Source organism: Desulfovibrio sp. (genome assembly GCF_019424165.1).
GTDB lineage: Bacteria > Desulfobacterota > Desulfovibrionia > Desulfovibrionales > Desulfovibrionaceae > Desulfovibrio.
In genome coordinates, this window is the sequence record NZ_JAHZAA010000022.1 from 10,471 (window position 1) to 30,431 (window position 19,961).

At 56.5% G+C, this 19,961-nt stretch carries 9 protein-coding genes; all 9 read right to left on the reverse strand.

The window, feature by feature from the left end; genetic code table 11:
* On the reverse strand, positions 1-267 hold a 267-nt coding region (locus QZ377_RS08520; protein ID WP_291440735.1), incomplete at its 3' end, for a class I SAM-dependent methyltransferase.
* Between the two features lie 101 nt (positions 268-368).
* Complete coding sequence (locus QZ377_RS08525; RefSeq protein WP_291440736.1) at positions 369-1,157, reverse strand: 4'-phosphopantetheinyl transferase superfamily protein; 789 nt, start codon at positions 1,155-1,157, stop codon at positions 369-371.
* The gene (locus QZ377_RS08530) at positions 1,090-2,805 is read right to left on the reverse strand and encodes an ABC transporter ATP-binding protein (RefSeq protein ID WP_291440737.1); all 1,716 of its coding nucleotides are present in this window, start codon (positions 2,803-2,805) and stop codon (positions 1,090-1,092) included. Before QZ377_RS08530 ends, QZ377_RS08525 begins: the two co-directional genes overlap by 68 nt.
* Before the next feature lie 10 nt (positions 2,806-2,815).
* Positions 2,816-4,594, reverse strand: coding sequence for an ABC transporter ATP-binding protein (locus QZ377_RS08535; protein ID WP_291440738.1), 1,779 nt, complete (start codon positions 4,592-4,594; stop codon positions 2,816-2,818).
* The gene (ccrA, locus tag QZ377_RS08540) at positions 4,594-5,919 is read right to left on the reverse strand and encodes a crotonyl-CoA carboxylase/reductase (protein ID WP_291440739.1); all 1,326 of its coding nucleotides are present in this window, start codon (positions 5,917-5,919) and stop codon (positions 4,594-4,596) included. Before ccrA ends, QZ377_RS08535 begins: the two co-directional genes overlap by 1 nt.
* An 11-nt stretch (positions 5,920-5,930) precedes the next feature.
* A complete protein-coding gene (locus tag QZ377_RS08545; protein WP_291440740.1) occupies positions 5,931-6,674 on the reverse strand; it encodes an alpha/beta fold hydrolase in 744 nt (247 codons plus the stop codon).
* Positions 6,667-15,309: a non-ribosomal peptide synthetase gene (locus tag QZ377_RS08550; protein WP_291440741.1), complete on the reverse strand. Its 8,643-nt coding sequence runs from the start codon at positions 15,307-15,309 to the stop codon at positions 6,667-6,669. The genes QZ377_RS08545 and QZ377_RS08550 overlap by 8 nt, the downstream gene beginning before the upstream one ends.
* On the reverse strand, positions 15,306-18,620 hold the full coding sequence (locus QZ377_RS08555; RefSeq protein ID WP_291440742.1) for an amino acid adenylation domain-containing protein: 3,315 nt from the start codon (positions 18,618-18,620) through the stop codon (positions 15,306-15,308). Before QZ377_RS08555 ends, QZ377_RS08550 begins: the two co-directional genes overlap by 4 nt.
* Positions 18,617-19,961, reverse strand: a 1,345-nt coding sequence (locus QZ377_RS08560) for an SDR family NAD(P)-dependent oxidoreductase (RefSeq protein WP_291440743.1), incomplete at its 5' end; no start/stop codon positions are given. The genes QZ377_RS08560 and QZ377_RS08555, both read right to left, overlap by 4 nt.

A 19,961-nucleotide genomic window follows, 5' to 3' on the forward strand; every position in this document is an offset into this window, starting at 1 on the left:
TAGATCCTCTGCTTGCATGATGCGTGACACAAGCACGGCGCGCATGGTCGGCGAGGGTTCCACCGCAAAGATATCCACGCCGGGCAAAACTTCAGCTGCGGCCACAACACCATGCCCCGTACCAGCGCCGATATCCAAAACCGCCCCTTCCACATCCGCAACACGTGACAGAGCTTCCAGAAATTTCTTCCTGCGCTCCCACAGCCTTCCCGACATTACATCATAAAATTCACCGGCATCAGCATACATCTCTTTCGTTGTTTCCATACCGTCTCCTCTCAACCGAAGTTAATGTTCCCCCTCTCTTAACCAGGGACAGTATTTCTGAAGCTGGAGCCGGGAGTCGGTGTCTTCCCATAATATATATATCAAAATTTCACCTCCAGCAGCTGGAATTTTTCTTTCTGACCCCATGTCTTCATTGCCACGGCAATGGCGCTGGCGTCCGTAAGAGCGCCGTGACGTACAAACCACCGTTGCCCCAAAAGTTGTACGGATTTTACCGCATCGTCCGGTGTGCACTCAATGCACAGGTTTTTGAGCGAATGACCAAGGCCAATGCCGTTGGCCTTAACCACGGCCTCCTTGATAGCCCATACCAAAGCCGCTGAGGCAGGGCTGTCAGCCCGGATGCAGTCCTGCGGGTGTGTGATTTCGTCCATCGGAAAATTCGCCAGCTCAGTGGCAGCCTGTACATCGAATCCCAATGAATCGGCCCTGCCAGCAGCTACACCACCCCACTCTCCACTGTGGGACAAGTTGAAGGCAAACAGGCCGGTAAACGCCTTAAGGTAGGGCTTATTATTCGAATCCGTGCCAAAGCTCATTTGCTCCGGCAGAATGCCTGTAAATGCCGCACAGACGCGACGCTTGAGAAAATGCGTTATTCTGAATCTCTGACGATCCTCTTGCCTGATGAATTTTGCTTCGCGCGCCCTTTCTTCAGTGGAGAGATGCTTATTTTCAATCCGGGCCGATAAACCTTTGTTCGCTATAATCACGACAGGAGCCTGCTCCAGGTCAAGGGCAGATACTGCGGCATCCATATCTGCCGTATAGTCATGATGCCCGCATTCGAAGGCGCCGCAGTTAGGCATTTTCATTTTGCGCCTTCCACAGCTTTGCATAAAGGCCATCAGCCACAAGAAGCTCAGCATGCGCCCCGTGCTCCCTGATTTTTCCTTTATCCAGAACGAAAATTTCATCAGCGTCGTGAACCGTCCAAAGGCGATGTGCGATGACAATGGTTGTTTTTCCACGGCAAAGGTTGGCGAGCGCCTGCTGGACTGCGGCTTCATTTTCCAGATCAAGACTGGACGTGGCCTCATCAAGAATCAGCACTGGAGCGTCCTTCAAAATGGCACGGGCTATGGCTATTCGCTGGCGTTCACCGCCAGAAAGCGCAATATCGCCGCCCTCCAGCAAGGTCTCATAGCCCTGCGGCAACTGCATGATGCGCTCATGAATGCAAGCAGCCCTTGCCGCCGCCATCACGCATTCCATTGGCGCGTCCGCCCTGCCAAGGCGTATATTGTCCGCCACCGACATAGGAAAAAGAAACACATCCTGCAGCACCATACTGACAGTTCTGTGCAGTGTTGGCTCATCAATATCCCTGACATCTACATTACCTATCCGCACAACACCTTCCTTCACATCCCAAAGACGTGCGATCAGGGCCGCAAGCGTGCTCTTGCCGGAACCGGATGGCCCCACAAGAGCAACCATACTCCCTGGCCTGACATGCAGGGAAATACTGCGGACAACTTCGGTATCACCGTAACCAAAGGATACATTTCGCACGTCAATGGAACCGTCCTCAGGGTTCTGCCCCTGAACTGCCTGCGGCATGACCGGCTCGTCCAAAACCTTGCGGATACGGTTGATGATGGTACCCACAAAACGCATTTCCGCCAGATAGGGGCCGAATTCATTGATGGCCATTGCCAGTCGCAAGGTCAGAAGAACCACCACGAAATAGCTGGCCGGGCTGCCGCCCCAGGTTGCGAACTGCACGCTTGCAACGCCTATGGCCAGGGCCGCGCCAATAAAGATGACAAGGCTGAACAACAGCAAGGCCGGAGCCGGGGCCACTTCTGTTTTTATTGATTGATCGCGGTAGTGCTCAAGAGACCGCAGTGTGGCGTCATACCGCCGGCAACGCGGATCAAAGAATCGCAAGTCCCTTGCTCCGGTGGCAATTTCAAGCACATTTACTGCCGCTGTTTGCCGGGCAGTGGCGATTTTTTTCGCCGCACCATCCAGAAGTCGGTAGGACAGCGGCACGCTCAGCATGGCCACCGGCAATGCCAGCAAAAGTACAAGGGCGCTGGCCCAGTTAAGCCAGAGCAGCAAAAGCCAGAGCAGGACAGGAAAAGCGGTGCCGGCCACCACGCAACCCCATACAGTTGTGACAATATCCTGATACATGCTGAACTGCGCTGTCATGAGTTCAGCCCAGGCTCCGTCACGCTGTGAAAGCACACGTCCAAGCGGCAGCCTGGCCAGATGGTTGGCAAGAAAAAGCCTGGCGTGTGACACCATTGCGTAGGTTGCATCAAAATTGGCGTTGAGCGCCCGCATCTTGAAAACAAGGCCCAGCAAAAAACCCGCAATGCCAAGCACAAGTACGACTGCCGCCGCCACAGCTCCATCCCCGCCCTCAAGAACATAGGGCAGCGCCAGCGCCGCCATAAACCAGGGCAAAGCCTCAGCGCAGGCCCCCAGGGACGCATAGATCACCCCCTTGGCCATATTGCCGTCGCGGTACTCCGTCAGATCAAAACCGAGATATTCGCGTATCATGCCTCTCCCCTCACGCACGTTCTCTGCCGAGCCGCCACGAACTTGACCGCTTCTGCAGGGACCAGAGATTTTGATAGATTGCGGAACGTGCCAACAGTTCCTCATGCGTTCCCTTCGCTTCAAGGGAACCGCCTACAATAACGAGAGTGGCGTCGGCATTTTCAATTTCGTGCAAACGATGTGAGATGGCAAAAACAGTTCTGCCCGCCATCAGCCGGTTCAAGCTGCGCGACACATCCTTGGCCGCAATGGGGTCAAGGTGGGCGGTGGCCTCGTCAAGAATCAGGATGGGGGCATTTTTCAAAAAAGCCCGCGCAATGGCTATACGCTGCTGCTCGCCGCCGGAAAGACCAAATCCATTGGCCCCCACAGGGGTATCCATGCCCAGGGGCAGAATCTTCAACATTTCTGTGCAGCCCGCCGCTTCCACCGCTTGAAGCAATTCGTCTTCTGTCGCTTCCGGTCTGGCCAGAAGGATGTTTTCGCGTATCGTGCCGTGAAAAAGAAAGGCATCCTGAAAAACAATGCTGATGAGACGCTGGAACTGCTGCGGGGGAATGGAGCGGATATCCTGTCCGTCAATAAGAATACGGCCAGCGGAAACGTCATCAAGACGGGCCAGAAGTCTGGCCAGGGTTGTTTTTCCTGAACCCGACGGGCCAGTCACCGTAGTGATACGACCCTGCGGTAGCGTAAAGCTTACATCCTGCAATACAGTAACGCCGTCATTTGAGCCGGATTGCACCCGGTAGGAGACATTTTCAAAAACAATTTCAGCACCTGCGACGGATTGGGGCGAAGCCTGTTCACCAAACACGGGCAGATTCTGCACAGCCTGAATTTGGGCTGCTCCGGCCTGAAGCATCCGCAGGGCCGACAGGCTCATCATGACCTTGGTAAGAGGAAGAAGCATGACCCCGCAGACTGCCGTGGCAAAAAGCAGATCTGAAGCTGTAAGCGAGCCCAATGCGTAAAACAGGAGTGCAAAGGGCAATACCACCAGCAACGGAGTAGTCATGGCCAGACCGAAAAGGGAATAAGGCATGGCGCAAACACGGGTTACGTCTCCCGCCAGTCTGCCAATGGCAAAAATACTGTCTGTCACTTCTTCAAGGGAATTTGCCTGCCGGTTGAAAGCCCGTAATGTGGCCAGTCCCCTGACGTAGGAAAGAAGCGCCGAAGAAGCCCTGCCGTCCGCCTGTACCCAGCGTACGAAGAGCTCCGGCGATGATTTTGCAATCCGCCCCTGAGCCCATATCCCAAGCGCGAGCATGACAAGTGAGGCCAGTGCCAGCCGCCAGTCGATCCAGAACAGCAACCCCACGCACACCAGTGACAAAAACAACCCCGCTACCGCATCAGGAATGGTATGGGCCAGGATAGTGTTAAGGCGGCCCACTTCATCCATAACTGCCCGGCTCAGATGGCTGCTTTTCCCCTCCACTGCCACAGGCACAACAGATTTTATCCGCTCAACAAGCTGGCTGCGCAGGCGGCACTCTGACCTAAACCCGGCCAGATGGCCGAGTATGGTCACCCCCCCCTGCGCCAGAAAGCGCAAAACCACGGCCCCCAAAATTCCCCCCGTCAGCCAGAGAATAGTCTCCACCTGGGGGATATCGCTCATGGCTTCTTCGGCCATAAGCCAAATCAGGATAAAGGGTACAATTTCAAGCAATGCAGCAAAGCAGGCAAGCAAAAGCGTTACCGAAAGCTTGCCCCACTCCGGCATGGCAGCCTGCCAGTAGACATTGAGCGGGCTTTGCATTTTTTCCGGCGCAGTGGACATCATTTTTCCTTTTTGCGGAATATTCTGAACTGTTTTTCGCCAATGACATTGCGAAATTCCACATCTTCAACACCTTCATCAATGGTTTCGGCATTGCAGAGTATGGATACCTTTCCAACATGATTGTTTTTCAGTTCTTCAACAGCGTCTTCAAATCTGTCCAACGAAAACGCGCTGCTGAGTGCCGGCATGATCAATCCCTTGCATATGAGATCATTGGCCCTCGCGGCTTCATTCCAGGAGGCGCAGTGGGAGCCAATAATACGTTTACCGTACATCCAGAGATACCTGTTGTCGTAAAGGTGCTCATACCCCGTTGTGGACCCGCAGGTGACAATACGCCCCCGATTGGCGGCAACAAATACACTGGCGTAAAACGTGCCGCGCCCCGGATGCTCAAAAACCACATCCGGCGACTTGCCTTCATTGACCTGTAATACTTCACGCCGAAAGCGCACAAGACGCCGCATATCCGGTGTGCCGTCGTCATTGACGAATTCGTTTTCTTCATTGTGGCGAACAATCACCGCACGGCAACCAAGCGCCTTCACCAGCTCGGCCTTTTCCTCGGAAGAAACTACGGCAATGGGAAAAGCCCCGGTTCTGAGCGCATACTGCACCGCCATACTGCCGATGCCGCCGCTGGCGCCCCAGATGAGCACGCTCTCGCCAATTTTTAGCTGCGCCCCGTTGGGCGAGATCAGCATTCTGTACACAGTGGAATTGGCCCCCGGTAAAGCTGCTGCCTCGGCCCAGGAAAGATGTCTGGGTTTCGGCAGAACCTGGGTTGCGCGAATAAGGCAATAGTCCGAAAAAGAACCGAAATTTGTTTCGTACCCCCAAATGCGGCTGTGGTCGTCAAACAGATAGTCTTCCATCGCCTCTGGCGATTGATGATTGAACACCACTGGATAAATAACGATGTGATCGCCGGGACGGCAGTTTGTGACGCCTTCGCCCACCTTGACTACGATACCTGCACCGTCGCTGCCCATGATCTGGTAATCGAGGTTGTGACGAACGGCATCGGGATCAAGTTTGGCAAATCTTGCCAGACGGTCGAACGTGCTTACCGGCTTGCGTTTCAGCGCCCACAGGGTGTTGAAGTTGAGAGCGCCGGCCATGACCTTTACAAGCACCTCGCCCGTACCGGGAACAGGGATGGGAATATTACGTTCAACGTGAATGGCGGCCTTGAGGCGTTCATCCTCATCGGCAATTGCCATGAGTTTTTCGTCTTCAGCTTTGTAGAGCACCACGGCCCGCATGACGTTCTGTTTTTCAAAGGGCGCGATGGCATCTGAAACACTGCTCAAACTATTCATAGGCCGCTCCTTTATAAATTTTTCAGATGGTCGAAAACACTGCGCATAATAAGCTCGGAATGTGTCTGGATAAAAAAGTGCCCTCCCGGCATCATGCGCAGTTCCCACGATGCCGCGGCAAAGCGTTCCCACTCTGCCACCACCTCCACGGGAACCACGCGGTCATCCAGACCGGCAAAGGCGACCATTGGCACGTGGATAGGGCGAATCGGCTTTGGAGCCCACGTTTCCAGCACGGTGTAGTCAGCCCGGATGATGGGTTCAAAAAGCGCCATCAGCTCTTCATGCTCCAGAACTTCCCTGGGCACGCCACCGGTTTTGAAGATGAAAGACCTGAACGCATCGGAGGGAAGATCCCGGCAGGGAGGCCACCAGTTTTCGTGCGTGGGTTCCGATGCGCTGACAAAAAGGCACTCAGGCAAAGGCAAGTTTTCGTCCTGATGACGCAGCGCCCACTCCGCAGCAACGGTTCCGCCCATCGAATGGCCGAAAAAAGCATGGCGGCGCCCGATCCAGCGTTGCACGGCCTCCTGCAAGCCGTCGACAAGTGAGGACATGTCGGTCAGAAGCTCCTCAGCCATGCGTGTGCCGTGGCCGGGCATCTGCACCCGGCAGACAACCACGCCTGCCGGAGCATGCTGCTGCCATTGCCTGAAAAGGGCCGCATGCCCGCCTGCGAAATGCAGGCAAAACAGGATCAGATCATCCGGGCCGGGTTTTTTGTCAAAGATAAGCCAGGGGCTGGTTTCAGGCATGCTGCTCCCCCCCGTCTGTTTCATACCAGTCAATCAGCCGCCCTATCCACTCAAGCAACTGTTTGCGCTTCAAGCAGTTGGCGTGGTTACCTGGTGAAGATATTTTGTGAGCGCAACTTGCCCGTGAACGCCAAAATTCAAAACCCATGCCCTGCCCGACGATTTCCTTGCTTTCCACAAAGGTGAAGGGCACGTCGGTGTTGCGGTATTCCGCGCTTTCGAGGATGGCGCACAGGCTGCCAAGGTTCTCAAGCAACTCGGGCGAAGAATGCCCGGCCATACCCATCACGATGCCCTCCAGAGACTCGGGCGCATTATGGATGCCTGGGGGAAGCGGCATGCAGTCAATCAGGATCAACCTGTCGACCACACGGCCAAGTTTGCGCAGATGTTCCGCAGCCAGCCAGACCAGCAACCCGCCCGCGCAGTAACCGGCCAACCTCAGGGGGCCTTGCGGTTGTGTAAGGGAAATGTGGCGGCTGATACGCTCAATGACGGTTTCGAGCGTATCCTTGTCTTTGGGAAGGACGGACACGGTTTTGACATGGCCCAAAGGCCAGTATCGGGCAAAATCGTGAAAGCTGCTTCCGTCGGTGACAGCGTCGCCAAGGCAGAACAGCACGTCTGAAGATCCGGAGTCGCGCAAGGTAGACACATCGGACTGAACGTGCGCGTCCAGCGATTTTGCCATTTCACGCACAACGGGCTGATCGAATACTGTCTGAATTGAAAGCTTGATGCCGTACCGGCGTTTCAGGAGCGTTTCGGCCCGTACGGCAGCAAGAGAATCCGCCCCGAGAGCAAACACGTTATCCGAAGCCGCCACGGCGACTTCCAGCACTTCGCCCCAGATGTCGCACAGCATGGCTTCGGAAGGCGAACTTCCGGAACGTGCCTCATCCGAAGCCGTGCGTCTGTCTCCGGCGCAGATATCGATCAGCTTCGACCGATCAACCTTTCCATTGGGCGTGAGGGGCATGCGCTCAATCACGTTGACAGAAGCCGGAACCATATACCGGGGGAGCCTTTCCTCCAGAAACAGCCTTGCTGCCGCTTCTGACGGGCTGCGGCTCCCGTCTGCAGGCACCACAAAGGCTGCAAGCTGGCGGGATTTTGTCAACACCACGGCGCAATGGCTCACTTCAGGCATGGCTGCAAGAGCAGCCTCGACATCACCAAGCTCAATGCGGAATCCGCCCACCTTCACCTGCGAATCCGTACGGCCAAGAAACTCGATTTCGCCATCGGCATGCCTGACGCCCAGGTCTCCTGTGCGGTACAGCCTTTTCTGCGTAACAGGATGCAGGATGAAGCTTTCTTCTGTTTTTTCCTTATTGTGCAGATAGCCCAACGCAAGGGCCGCGCCGCCAATATACAGCTCGCCTGCAACGCCTTGGGGGCAGAAGCGCAAGTCGTCGTGCAGCACATGAAAACTTTGCCCGGCGAGCGCCTTGCCGTAGGGTACGCTTTGCCAGCCCGGTTGCGGATCGTCCGGCAGCATTTCATGGCAGATAGACCAGATGCCCGCTTCTGTCGCGCCGCCCAGGCTTACCATCCGGGCATGGGGGAAAAGCTCCGCGCTTTTTCCGGGCAGACTCAGGGGAATGCGGTCGCCGCTCAAAAGAACCAGCCGGGGCGACCGGTCAGGAATTTCCCCGGACTCCAGCAGCATCTGCCAGAACATGGCGTGCTCTTCCATCAGACGCCGCCAGACACCCGGGGTTCGAACCTCGTCTTCGCCCGGAATGACAACAGCGCCTCCAGCAGCCCAGATGCCGAAGAAATCATACACCGACAGATCGAATGTAAGGGACGACAAAGCCAGAACCCTGTCAGCCCACGTCACGGCAAAGCGGCGATTGATTTCCGCAATGGTGGTCATAGCTCCGGCATGGCTCATCATAACGCCCTTTGGCGTTCCGGTTGTGCCTGAAGTAAAGATGACATAGGCGAGACTGTCTGAACTGGCCTGAAGAAACGTATCCGGCGCAGCAGCCTGCGGAGCGGCTTCGTCGACGGCAAAAATCGGCATACCATTCCAGGTCTCGGGATTTTCCGTAGACAGTGCGACAAGGCAAACCGGCCTTGCTTCCTCAAGCACGGCCCGGCGTCGCAAAAGCGGCCAGTTCGGATCAATAGGCACATAGGCCGCACCGGCAAACAGCACGCCGAGCACGGCCACGGCCTGTCGCCAGCCCTTGGGCAGCGCTACCGCCACAAGGGGCGTATCTTCTCCGGCGGCAGCAAGCACCTTGCCCAACCGATGCGCCAGGCCTGCGGCTACGCTGAAAAGCTCCGCATAGGTAAGGCTGCGCTCCCCATCAACGACCGCCAAACGGTCAGGCTGTTCCACCAGGTTTCGCAAAAATCCCGCATGCAGCAGCCCGGCAGCAGCCGTAGTCTGTACGGATATTTCCTCTTCCGATACCTGCGAGGCGGGCGAAAAGTCTCCCCAGGATGCAGCGTCTTCGGCAAGACGTTCAAGCAGGCGGCAATAAGCCCCGAACATGCTGCCGACCATACCTTCAGGAAACAGCTCTTCAACCGTATCCCAATAGATGCTCAGCGTTCCGTCGCGGTCATGAACGTGGTTGTCTATCCAGACCTGTGGTGTCTGGCTGATATTGTAAATTTCACGGCCCAGCGAGGAAAATCCGGCAATGGAAGAAGCAAATCCGGTGTCGGCCATTTTTGCCAGACCAAAGGTACTGGTAAAGACCACCGGCATCCGCACGGATTCGGCAGACGCGCCGTCACGAATTTTACGCCGCATAACCTCAACGCCGCTCATCTGGCAGAACTTCAGCCCGTCAAACGTTCGCTGCTGGACAGCCTTTACCTTGTCCGCAAAGGATTTGCTCCTGCCCGTTTCGCAACGCACCAGCACACTTGAGGTAAATTCGCCCACCACATTGTTGATGTCCGGATGCACAGGAAGCCGGGTAAAAACAGGCGCGTTCACGGTCAGGTCGGGCGAGCGGCTCCACAGGCCCAAAATTTCCGCATAGGCGGCCAGAAGCACGGAAGAAAATGTTACGCCATGCCGCCCTGCGGCTGCCTTCAGGGCTTCCCATACATCGGGATTCATACGGTAATCGTGCCGCACGAACCGTGGTTTACTGATGGATGCCGGGTCCTTTGCCAGGGGCAGAGCCGGAGCCGGAGGCAGATGCCTGGCTTCCTCCTTCCAGTAGGTTTCCGCTTCGTGAAAAGCCTCAGGCGCCCGACAGCGGTCCACCGGCGAAACGTAATCCCGGAAAGAGACAGTCTCCGCCGGTAGTGAAAGTTCCGGATTGTGGTAGAGCGATGCCCATTGGGCAAGAAGTATGCTGATGCTCCGACCATCCATTACGACATTATCCATGAGCACATGAAGGCGCCGCACACCGTCCGAAAGCAGAGAAACCTCAACATCGAAAAGCGGCCATACCGCAGGGTCGTGCACCTTGTGCGAAAGACGGTCGCGCACGGCCTGAAGGGCCTCCTGCTGCTCAGCCCCAGGCCGATTTTCCAGATCGTGGACCGTTATTCTGAACGGGGGCGTCTTTTCGAGCACCCGTTGCAATCCTTCTTCTTCGATAATTGTTCTCAGCGTATCGTGCCGGTCAATCAGCCGCTGCCAGGAGTCTTCAAGACGCAACACATCCAGGGCTTCGCAGTCAAATTCTATGTATCCCTGGCAGGCGGTATTACCCAGGGCCATCTCCTGACGGCGGCCAACCCAGTAGGCCCTCTGTACGTCTGTCAGGCGAAAAGGCTCATATTTTTTTTCCGGTTCGGGAATGAGCAGGTCAGCAAGAGCACTTGCCTTTGCAGTTTCCAGCTTCAGGTCAGGCAGCAGCTTTGCGGCCATTTTTTCAATGCAAAAATCCTGCAACAAGCTGCTGGGAGAAATCTTGATGTCCAGAGCCTTTTCAAGCCCATCGGACATTTCGATGAACATCAGCGAATCAACGCCCAGATCAAAAAGGCTGACCGTATGGTCAACGGCCTCGGGCGCAATCTTCAAAAGCGCGGCGAACCTGCCCGTGAGCCACTTTTCCAACAATGCGCGCCGTTTAGATTCTTCAGATGTTCCCCGCAGGCAAGTGAGAATATCCTGTCGCGCAGAAGCAGTATCCTGAACAGGCTTGGTGCTGGAAGGCACACGGCTTTCCGCTTTTGCATGGGCATTGCCCGCAACCTTTTTGAAGTATGCCGGAGCGCGGTGTCCGAACTGGCGCATCAACCGTGTCCAGTCAACTTTCATGACAGCCAGATGCGCAACCTCGCGCTCCTGTGCGGCTGCCAGAAGCGCCAATGCTTCAGAGGGAGCAAGACTGTGAAGCCCGCCATTCCTGAGATGATCGGCCTGCGCCGGGTCCGAAACCGTGCCCACATCCTTCCAGGCCCCCCAACTGATGGAAAGCGCAGGCAAACCCTGCCCTTTCCGCCAGACCGCCAGCGCGTCCAGATACGTGTTGGCGGCCACATAGTGCGGCAGGCTGTAGGCCGGCACCACGCTCACGGAAGACGAAAACAGCACCATATGGTCCAGATGCATCCGCCGGTCAATGGACAGCCGATGAAGATTCCATGCGCCCTGCACCTTGGGAGCCAAAATCTGACGAAAAGCATCCCACGGCGCACGCTCGTCGGCATCATTCACCCTTTTGACCACCGCGCAGTGGTAAATGCCCCGCACTGGAGCACTCTCTTCCAGGGAGGCAACAGCCCGGTCAAGGGCAGCGTAATCTGTGACGTCCGCCTGGACGGCAACAACAGTGCATTCTTGTTTCCCTAAGCCGGAAAGTAGGCCTGCTGTTACAGCGTCCGGAGCATGGCGGCTGACCAGCACTATTTTACGAAAGCCTTTTGCCGCAAGATATTCAGCCAGCGTAAGGCCGCCAAGCCCCCCAACAATCACCTGCCAGCCCGTTTTGTCGGGAGAAGCATTGTTCAGCGAAAAATCGGAAACAGCGCAGCGCTCCAGTCTCGGCACCAGCCACTGGTCGTCCGCGATGGCGTTAAGCTCCTCGCTGGAGCCGCTTTGCAGAACATCAAAGACCGTTTCCACCGCATGCGCCGTTTTGTCCGCAAGATCAAACTGCTTGAGATGGAATTCGGGATGTCCCATTTCCACCACGCGGTTCATTCCCCAAAAGGCCGCCTGCTGGGGATGCAGTACCTTTGCTGCAGCTCCCCAGGTCAGGGAAATCCAGTTCCATTCCACACCTGGGCAATCCGCGGAGGTAAATTCCGCGAGCAGTTTCAGCAGACCGCCGCAAAGGCGTTCCTGCTCTATGCAATCGTGAGATGGTTCAATTTCGCTTATGGCCCTGGCATCAAGTACCGTGCAGACTGAATGCCCGCGTGTCCATTCCTGTAAATCAGCCGCCGTCAGATGTTCCGGTACATGCCGCACAAGCAGCCCACGATGCTGCGCCGCTGTTTCAAAAAGCGGCGCGTTGACGCTGTCTGCCAAAAGCAGAATCAACCCCAGCGGCACGCTGCCGCCCATAACTTTTTTCGGCTCCCAGACAGTCTGGTAAGTACAATTTCGGGGAAGAGCCACATCCATATGATCTGCCTGCGGCCGCAGGCGGGCCGAGATCACCCTGTCGGGCAGCACGGCGGACGCCTGGCCTTCCTGTGGCAGTATACGCACATTTTCAAACCCGCTGGCGGCCAGGATGTCTTCCCACAAATCATTGGAGGCCATCGGCTGAATGCCGCGCACGTCCCTGTCCGAGATATTCGGCAGAAGAAGGCCGGTGGTGATTTCACCCAAAAAATTGGCGCGCGTGATTTCATAAAGAAGCAGCAGCCCGCCGGGACGCAAAAGGGAAGACGCGTGCCGGACCGCCAGAGTCAGGTCCTCCGCAGCGTGCAGCACATTGGCGGCAATGACGATGTCATGAATGCCGGCTTCAAAACCCTGCTTCTCAGGGCTTTCTTCCATATTGAAAATGCCCGTTCGCAGAAAGCCGTACTCGGCAAAGCGCTCTTGCGCCTGCCGCAAAAACACAGGGGAAACATCCGTGAATGTATAAGAAGCCCTGTCCGGCGGCAGCAAAGGCAAAACACGTTCGGTTGTGGCGGCAGTTCCACCGCCGATTTCAAAAATACGAACGGCTTCTCCAGACGCGGCGCAAGCCAGCCATTGGCGCACGTGTTCCCGGACAAGGCTGTTGAAATATGTGGAATTGGGCAATTCAGAGTACACCCGGCGAGCGCCGCTCAAGTCACCTTTAGGCATGAACGTTTCACGCAGATCAAGCCGCCCTTGCAACAGTTCCGGCAGATGGTCCACGGTTGAAATGACCACCTGCTTCATGGCGCCCCAGGCATCCCAGACAGATTGTGTGGCTTCTTTGAGTGCATCGAACCGTTCGTCTGAAATTTCCTCAAGGTTCAGGTAACAATCGCCTTCACCTTGCAGCATTCCTCTTTCGTGCAGCGCCTCCACAAGCCTTTCAGCAAGCTGTGAAAACTGGGGGGGAATACGCATGGCCTCCAGTGCGCCAGCCACCGTTGTCCTGGCCGGAAAGCCGAGGCGGGCGAACGCACGCGCCACCCCTGCCGCGCAAAGGTCTTCAAGCAAAGCTTCTCGTTGCGCCAACAGTTCCGGTTCCAGAATATACTCGGCTGAAACGGCCATTCTGGCCGCCGCCGCCTGAGCGGAACTGGCGGGGTCAGAAGGCACCCACTCACGCCGATGGGCAAGGGCATGGCAATGCTCGATCCGGCTGAAGGGCGTAAGCGGTATTTTCGCCAGCAAGAATTCCCAATGCACGGACTCGCCCGCTTCATACGCTTCGGCCACTTCACGCAAAAAGCGGACGCTGTTTTCCTGTTCATTGCCCCCAGGCACAAACTGCAACCCATTGGCGTCTATCCCGGTATCCCGGCAGATATCGGCCAGCATATCCGAGCAGAAACGTTGCTGCGCCAGGGCGGTTTCCACAGACAATGAGGCTGAAACTGCCTGTTGCTCAACAGTGATGCGAATTTTTTCAAACGAAGCGCAGAGGCAACGCAGCAATTCCGCTGCCGGAAAATCCGGGCTTTGCAGATATGGTTTTTCGGCATGATCCGCCCCATCTGTCCCTTCCGCGCTTAGTTTTTCTTTGAGAGCATCAAGAAGATCTTCACGCCCCTGCCCCACGACGGCCGCACGGCAGGCGAAGTGATTGCGCCGGCAGGCGGCAGCCCAGCAGGCATCAGCGACATTTTCACAATTTTGCAGGCTGGCCTGCCATGCGTGCATCAAGGCGCGCAAGGCTTCTGGCGTAGAGGCGGAAAGCGGCAGGATAAACGGCCCGGCTTCCGCATTCACGCCCGGATTTTCCCTCTTTGGAGCTTCTTCCAGAATTACCGATACGTTGGTTCCGCCGAAGCCGAAAGCGTTTGCCATCGCAAAGCGCTTGTCCGCATCCCACATAACGGCTTTTTTCCTGATGACAAAAGGAGTTTCATGCAGACGCAGGCCGGGATTGGGCGTATTGAACCCGGCAATCGGTGGTAGTTCCCTGTGCTCAAGGGCGAGCATGGCCTCCAGAAACCCGGCAACCCCGGCTGCCGCGTCAAGGTGGCCAATGTTGGCCTTGACCGCTCCCAAGGTGCAGCTTTCTGTTTGCGCCGTGTTGAAAGCCCGAACCAGGGCCTCCACTTCAATGGGGTCCCCGATGGCTGTCGCGGTACCGTGCGTTGAGATGAATCCCACCTCTTCCGCTCCAACACCGCTTACAGCCAGAGCCTCGGATATGATGGCGGCCTCTCCCAGGACGGAAGGAGCCGTGTACCCGGCCTTGTTCGATCCGTCATTGTTGACGGCGGTTCCCCGGATGATGGCACGAACAAGATCACCATCCCTGAGCGCCGCATCAAGAGGCTTGAGCAAAATGACGCCAACGCCATTACCGTTGACCGTTCCGTCAGCCAACGCATCAAAGGGGCGGCACACGCCGCTTCGCGAAAGAATAAGCCCTTCGCGGTAATGGTATCCGTCTGTTTGCGGCAGAGTAATGGAAACCCCGCCCGCCAGGGCCATATCGCATTCACCGGCAAGCAGGCTCTGGCAGGCCAGATGAATGGCTGTAAGCGACGATGAGCATGCGGTCTGCACCGTAAGGCTGGGGCCCGTCAGGTTCAGCAGGTTGGAAATCCGCGTGGCAAGGTAATCACGGTCATTGCCGATGGCCATTTGCAACGCTTCAGTCACACGTGCCGTACCAGCTCCCAGAATGGCTGACGGCAAATAAGAGCTATGACTGGCCGAAGCATAAACGCCAATACGACGATCAGGCGAATCAAATGCATAACCGGCTTCTTCAAGCGCTTCGTAGCTGCACTCGATAAATTTTCTCTGCTGGGGGTCAATCAAGGCGGCGTCATGGGCGCTCAGGCCAAAAAAACCGGCATCAAATTCCATTACACCGTCAAGGCGGCCCATTGCCGTAACATATCCCTCGGCATCAAGCTCGGCATCAGTAACGCCGCTGGATTTCAAGGCTTCAAGGCTGACAGTATCCGTGCAATTTTTTCCATCCCGCAGCGCGGCCCAGAAATCTTCAAGTGTACCCGCCTTGGGAAAACGCCCGGAAGCGCCAATAACCGCAATGGCGTCGACTCTTTCTTCATGCAATTTCATCATTTGTCTCTCCCGGTTCTGTTCCGGCGCGAACTCCGTGCCGCCAGCCTCTTCTCCGCATGCCCGCGTCCTTTGCCGGTAGCGTCATTTTCTTCTTTAGCGATCAGACGGGCCAAAGCCCGCACGCTTGGCGCTTCAAAGAGCTGTATGAGAGCGATCTGATCAGGCAGGACCAGATTGAGACCGCGGTGAATCTTCACCATCAAAAGGGATGTAGCTCCAAGGTCAAAAAACTTGTCGTCAAGCCCAAAGGACGAGACGCCAAGGTGCTGTGCCACAACGGCGCGAATGCGCTCTTCAAGTTCCGAGCCTGCTTCATCCGGCACAGCTTCTTCAAAACGCGGCACAGGAAGACGCTTGCGATCCACTTTTCCATTGTCAGAGAGAGGCAATCTGCCAATAAACACATAGCGTTGCGGCACCATATAGTGAGGCAGTTTTGCCAGAAGGGCCTCGCGCAACTCTTCCGGCCGGGGCGGAGCCTGTGCATCCTGCGGCACGATATAGGCCGCCAGACCGTCCATCCCGCCCGCCAGCGGCATCACTGCTGCGACCGCTGCCGCAACGCCCATCAGGGATGACAGCGCGGCCTCCACATCGCCAAGCTCGATGCGCAGGCCATTGATCTTGACCTGCGTATCCCGGCGGCCCAGAAACTCAATCTGCCCGTTGTCTCGCCAGCGGCCCATATCACCTGTGCGGTAAAGCTTTTCCCCGGTAACAGGATGGGTGATGAACCGTTCGCCTGACAGCATTTCGTCGCCCAGGTAACCAAGGGCCAGCCCCCGCCCGCCGATAAAAAGTTCGCCAACCACATCATCCGGGCAGGGGGTCAGATCTTCATGTAGTACCTTAATACTTTGATGGGTCAGAGCGCGCCCATAAGGAATGGATTTCCACCCTGCCGGGGGATCTTCAACTGACATTTCATAGGCAATGGACCAGATGGCTGCTTCTGTGGCTCCGCCCAGGCTCACAAGTTTTGTTTCCGGCGAAAACCGCGCGGATTCCCGAGGTAGACGAACCGGCACCCAGTCGCCAGAAAGCAGAGCCAGCCTTGGCCTACGCGGCGGTGCTTCGCCGTGTTCCATAAACATATGCCAGAGCGTCGGCACGGAATTCCAGATTGTCGCCGGATGCGCGGCAAGACGGCGCGCCCAGGCGGAAGGGTCGCGCAGCTCCGTATTGTGCGGCAGCACAAGATGGCCACCCACCGAAAGCAAACCAAAAATATCGTAAACGGAAAGGTCGAATGAAAGTGCCGACAACGCAAAAGCGCTGTCTTCAGAGGAAAGGCTAAACCGTGTGTTGATATCGTGAATGGTGTTCTGCACTGCCTCGTGCGTCATCATAACGCCCTTGGGCGTTCCTGTGGTTCCGGAAGTGAAGATGACGTAGGCCAGCCTGTCAGGAGAAACATGCTGCAAGGAAAGCAGATCGGCATTGCTGGCTGGTTCCGCCTTGCCAACAGGGGCAACAGATGCCAGTGGCAGGCCGGCCCAGTCCGCGGGCATGTCCTGCGCATCCGTCACAACCGCACGGATGCCCTGTCGCAGCACGGCCATGCGCCTGGCAAGGGGCCACGCCGGATCTACGGGTACATACGCCGCCCCGGTCAGCAGTACACCCAGAACCGCCGCTATCTGTTCCCAGCTTTTGGGTAGAGCCACGGCCACAAGCGTGTTTTTGGTCTCTTGGGGCAAAACTGTTTTTAAACGCCGGGCCACATCCCTTGCCGCCGTGAAAAGTTCGCCATAGGTCAACGTGCGGTCCGGCGCGACGATGGCCGTCCTGTCCGGCGAGGCCAGGGCATGATCCAGAAAGCCGTGGTGCAGCAGCCTGTCATCCCGATGGAAGGTAGGAGGTGGCGCGTTACGGCGCAGTTGCTGTTCTTCCGGCAGGGGAATCTCAACAGGCTTTTGCCAGTCCGTACCCGGATGCGCAAGGGTTTCAACAAATCTGGTGTAGCTTTCAAACATATCCTTGAGCACGGCGTCATCAAAAATGCCATCAACGACATCCCAGTTGAAAACCAATGTTCCATCTTCTTCAAGAACCTGATGATCCAGCCATATCTGAGGAGTCTGCGTTATGGTGTACGCGGGCTTGCCGAACACCCCGTTATTGATATCAAGTATTTCACCCACATCGCCCGCACCAATAGTGCTGGTGAAGACGATGGGCATCAGGACGGAATGCTTGCGCCTTTCAGATAAAGCCTGAAGAACTTTTATGCCCGAGAATGCGCTGTGCTCGAAATCTCTCCAGAATACGGCGTCAAGCTCTCTGACATAGTCAATAAATCTTTCTTCCTGTCGCTTTTTTCTGGCTGTTGAAAGCATGGTGGAAGTAAAGTCGCCCACCACATCCTTGATAGCCGGATTTTCTGAATCCCTGTCAAAAACCGTCACATTAAGGCAAAATTCCGCCTTGGCTGCCCATTTTCCCATTATGGCCGCAAAGGCCGCATAAAGAACCACTGACGGAGTCAGGGCGAACCGGGCGCACATGGCTTTGAACGTCCCCCATTCTTCCAGTTGCAACCCGGCCCTCAGGCGGCGAAAACGCTGGGCCTGCGGAGGGTTTTCCCGTACCGGCAACTGCGGCGCTGCCGGAAAATCCGCCAGTCGGTTATGCCAGTACACCCGGCAATTTTCGTAAATCGCAGATTCTTCTTTCCGCTTCTGTTCCTTCATGTACTGCCCGAAGGTCATGCCGGGGGCAGGCAACTCGCAACCAGGGTCAGAGTAAAATGCTCCCAGTTCCCGCAGGCAATTGCCAATACTGTACACGTCTGCCATAACGGCATCGCAACTCAGGTGGATGCGCACGAAATCGTCAGCAACTATGCTGGCTCCAAGCAGAATCACCGGCCATACCGAAAGATCGGGAATACGGTGTGAAAATGCCTGCCGCCTGGCTTCAAGACGATGTTTCTTTTCTTCCGTACCCAGCCCACGCAGGTCTTCAATGTCCCAGCGAAGCGGCGGTACCTCGGGCTGCACACGAAACACGCCATCTCCCGTCACCGTGGCGCGCAGCATGTCGTGCCGTGCTATAACCTTGTCCCAAGAGGTCTGAAGCAGATCGACATCAAGTGCACCGCAGTCGAATTCCTGATATCCGTGGCTTGCCACGCCGCTCAGTTTGACGCCTGTCGTGCGGCCAACCCAATAGGCCCACTGCACATCTGTCATTGGAAATTCAAGCGGCGCTTCGTTGTCTGTCGGGGTTTTTTCCTGGGGTGGCCTGGTAAGGCCGTTTTTGTTGGCCAACCGGGCAAAAAGCTGCAACTGCTCTGCGGTCATGCTCATGACAGAACCTCCAGAGACTTTGAAACTTCACCCGGCGTCATACGCTTGATGCTTTCAAGCAGTTCGGCCAGCGCGAAAAGACGTTCTTTTTCCTCGGGGGATTCCGTCAGCGCGTCTGCAATATTGGCGACATTTCTGCGCCGGAAAATCTGGGCAACACTGAACGAAGAAAGATCCAGCAGTTCCCGTATCTCCTTTGCCAGTGGCATGGCCATGAGGCTGTCGCCTCCCAGTTCTACGTAGTCGTCGTCAATGCCAATGCCCGTGAGGCCCAAACGCGCCTCAAAAAGGGCAATCAACACACTGTCCAGCACATGGCGCGCGCCCTTCCATGGGACAGCCAGCACCGGACGCTGCGACGCTGCGCCCTCGACCTTGAGGTTCGCCGACTCCAGGGCATCTGTAGCCAGCCCCCGTCGGGCGCGGGATTCACTCAGCATGGAAAGCAGGTTGCGGCCGCTCACAACAGGCGTTGCCACATCGGCCGCAAAGCAGGTTCTGAAGGCCAGCATTGCTTCGTTTGGCGTGATTCCTCCCTTCAGCTCTTCCCCGGAAAGACGTTCGTGCAAGGAGGCCATCTTGTTTATCATGCCGACCTGCCGCCAGACATCCCACCGCAGGCTCAAAACGCGCGAACCTGCCTGCGCCTGTTGCCGGGAGGCCCAAACATCCAGCAGTATGTTCGCCACTGTATTGTCCAACTGCCCCACCGAACCGCATAAGGCGCCGATGGAAGAATTGAGAACTACAAAATCTACGTTCCTGTGCTGCAAAATCTTTTCAATACCGAGCAGGGGAACGACCTTGGCGTTCCAGTTTTCCGTATTCTGCACTCCGTCGGACTGCGCCTGCATCAGGCCGCCGCCGGTAACACCGCTGGCATGAACAATACCGCCTATTTTGTCATATTGCGCGAGCACAGTGTCCACAGCCTTCATGAAAGCCTCATGGTCATTCAGATCCACAGAGCATGGCTGAACTGCAACCCAACTGTTTTCAATCTGTTCCCAGAAATCAACAGAACGCGGCTGGCGCTGCACAGGCACCAGCGTGATGCGGCACTGCTGCGCAATGGCCTGCGCTGCCAGCTCATGCATAAACGTGCGACCAATGCCGCCGCTGCCGCCCAACACAATATAGGCTGCTCCCTCGCGCAGCCGCATGGCCGATACGGATTCGCCTGTCAGCGAGATATCCACAGGAGCTTCCTGCCAAAAGACGCCGGAGCGCGCCGCCACCAGAGAGGTCAACGCCGTGGACGCCACACGGTGCGTGATGGCTGTTTCCAGAATGCAGGCCATTTCTTCGTCTGACAGGCCTTTTTCCACATCAAGCACGCAC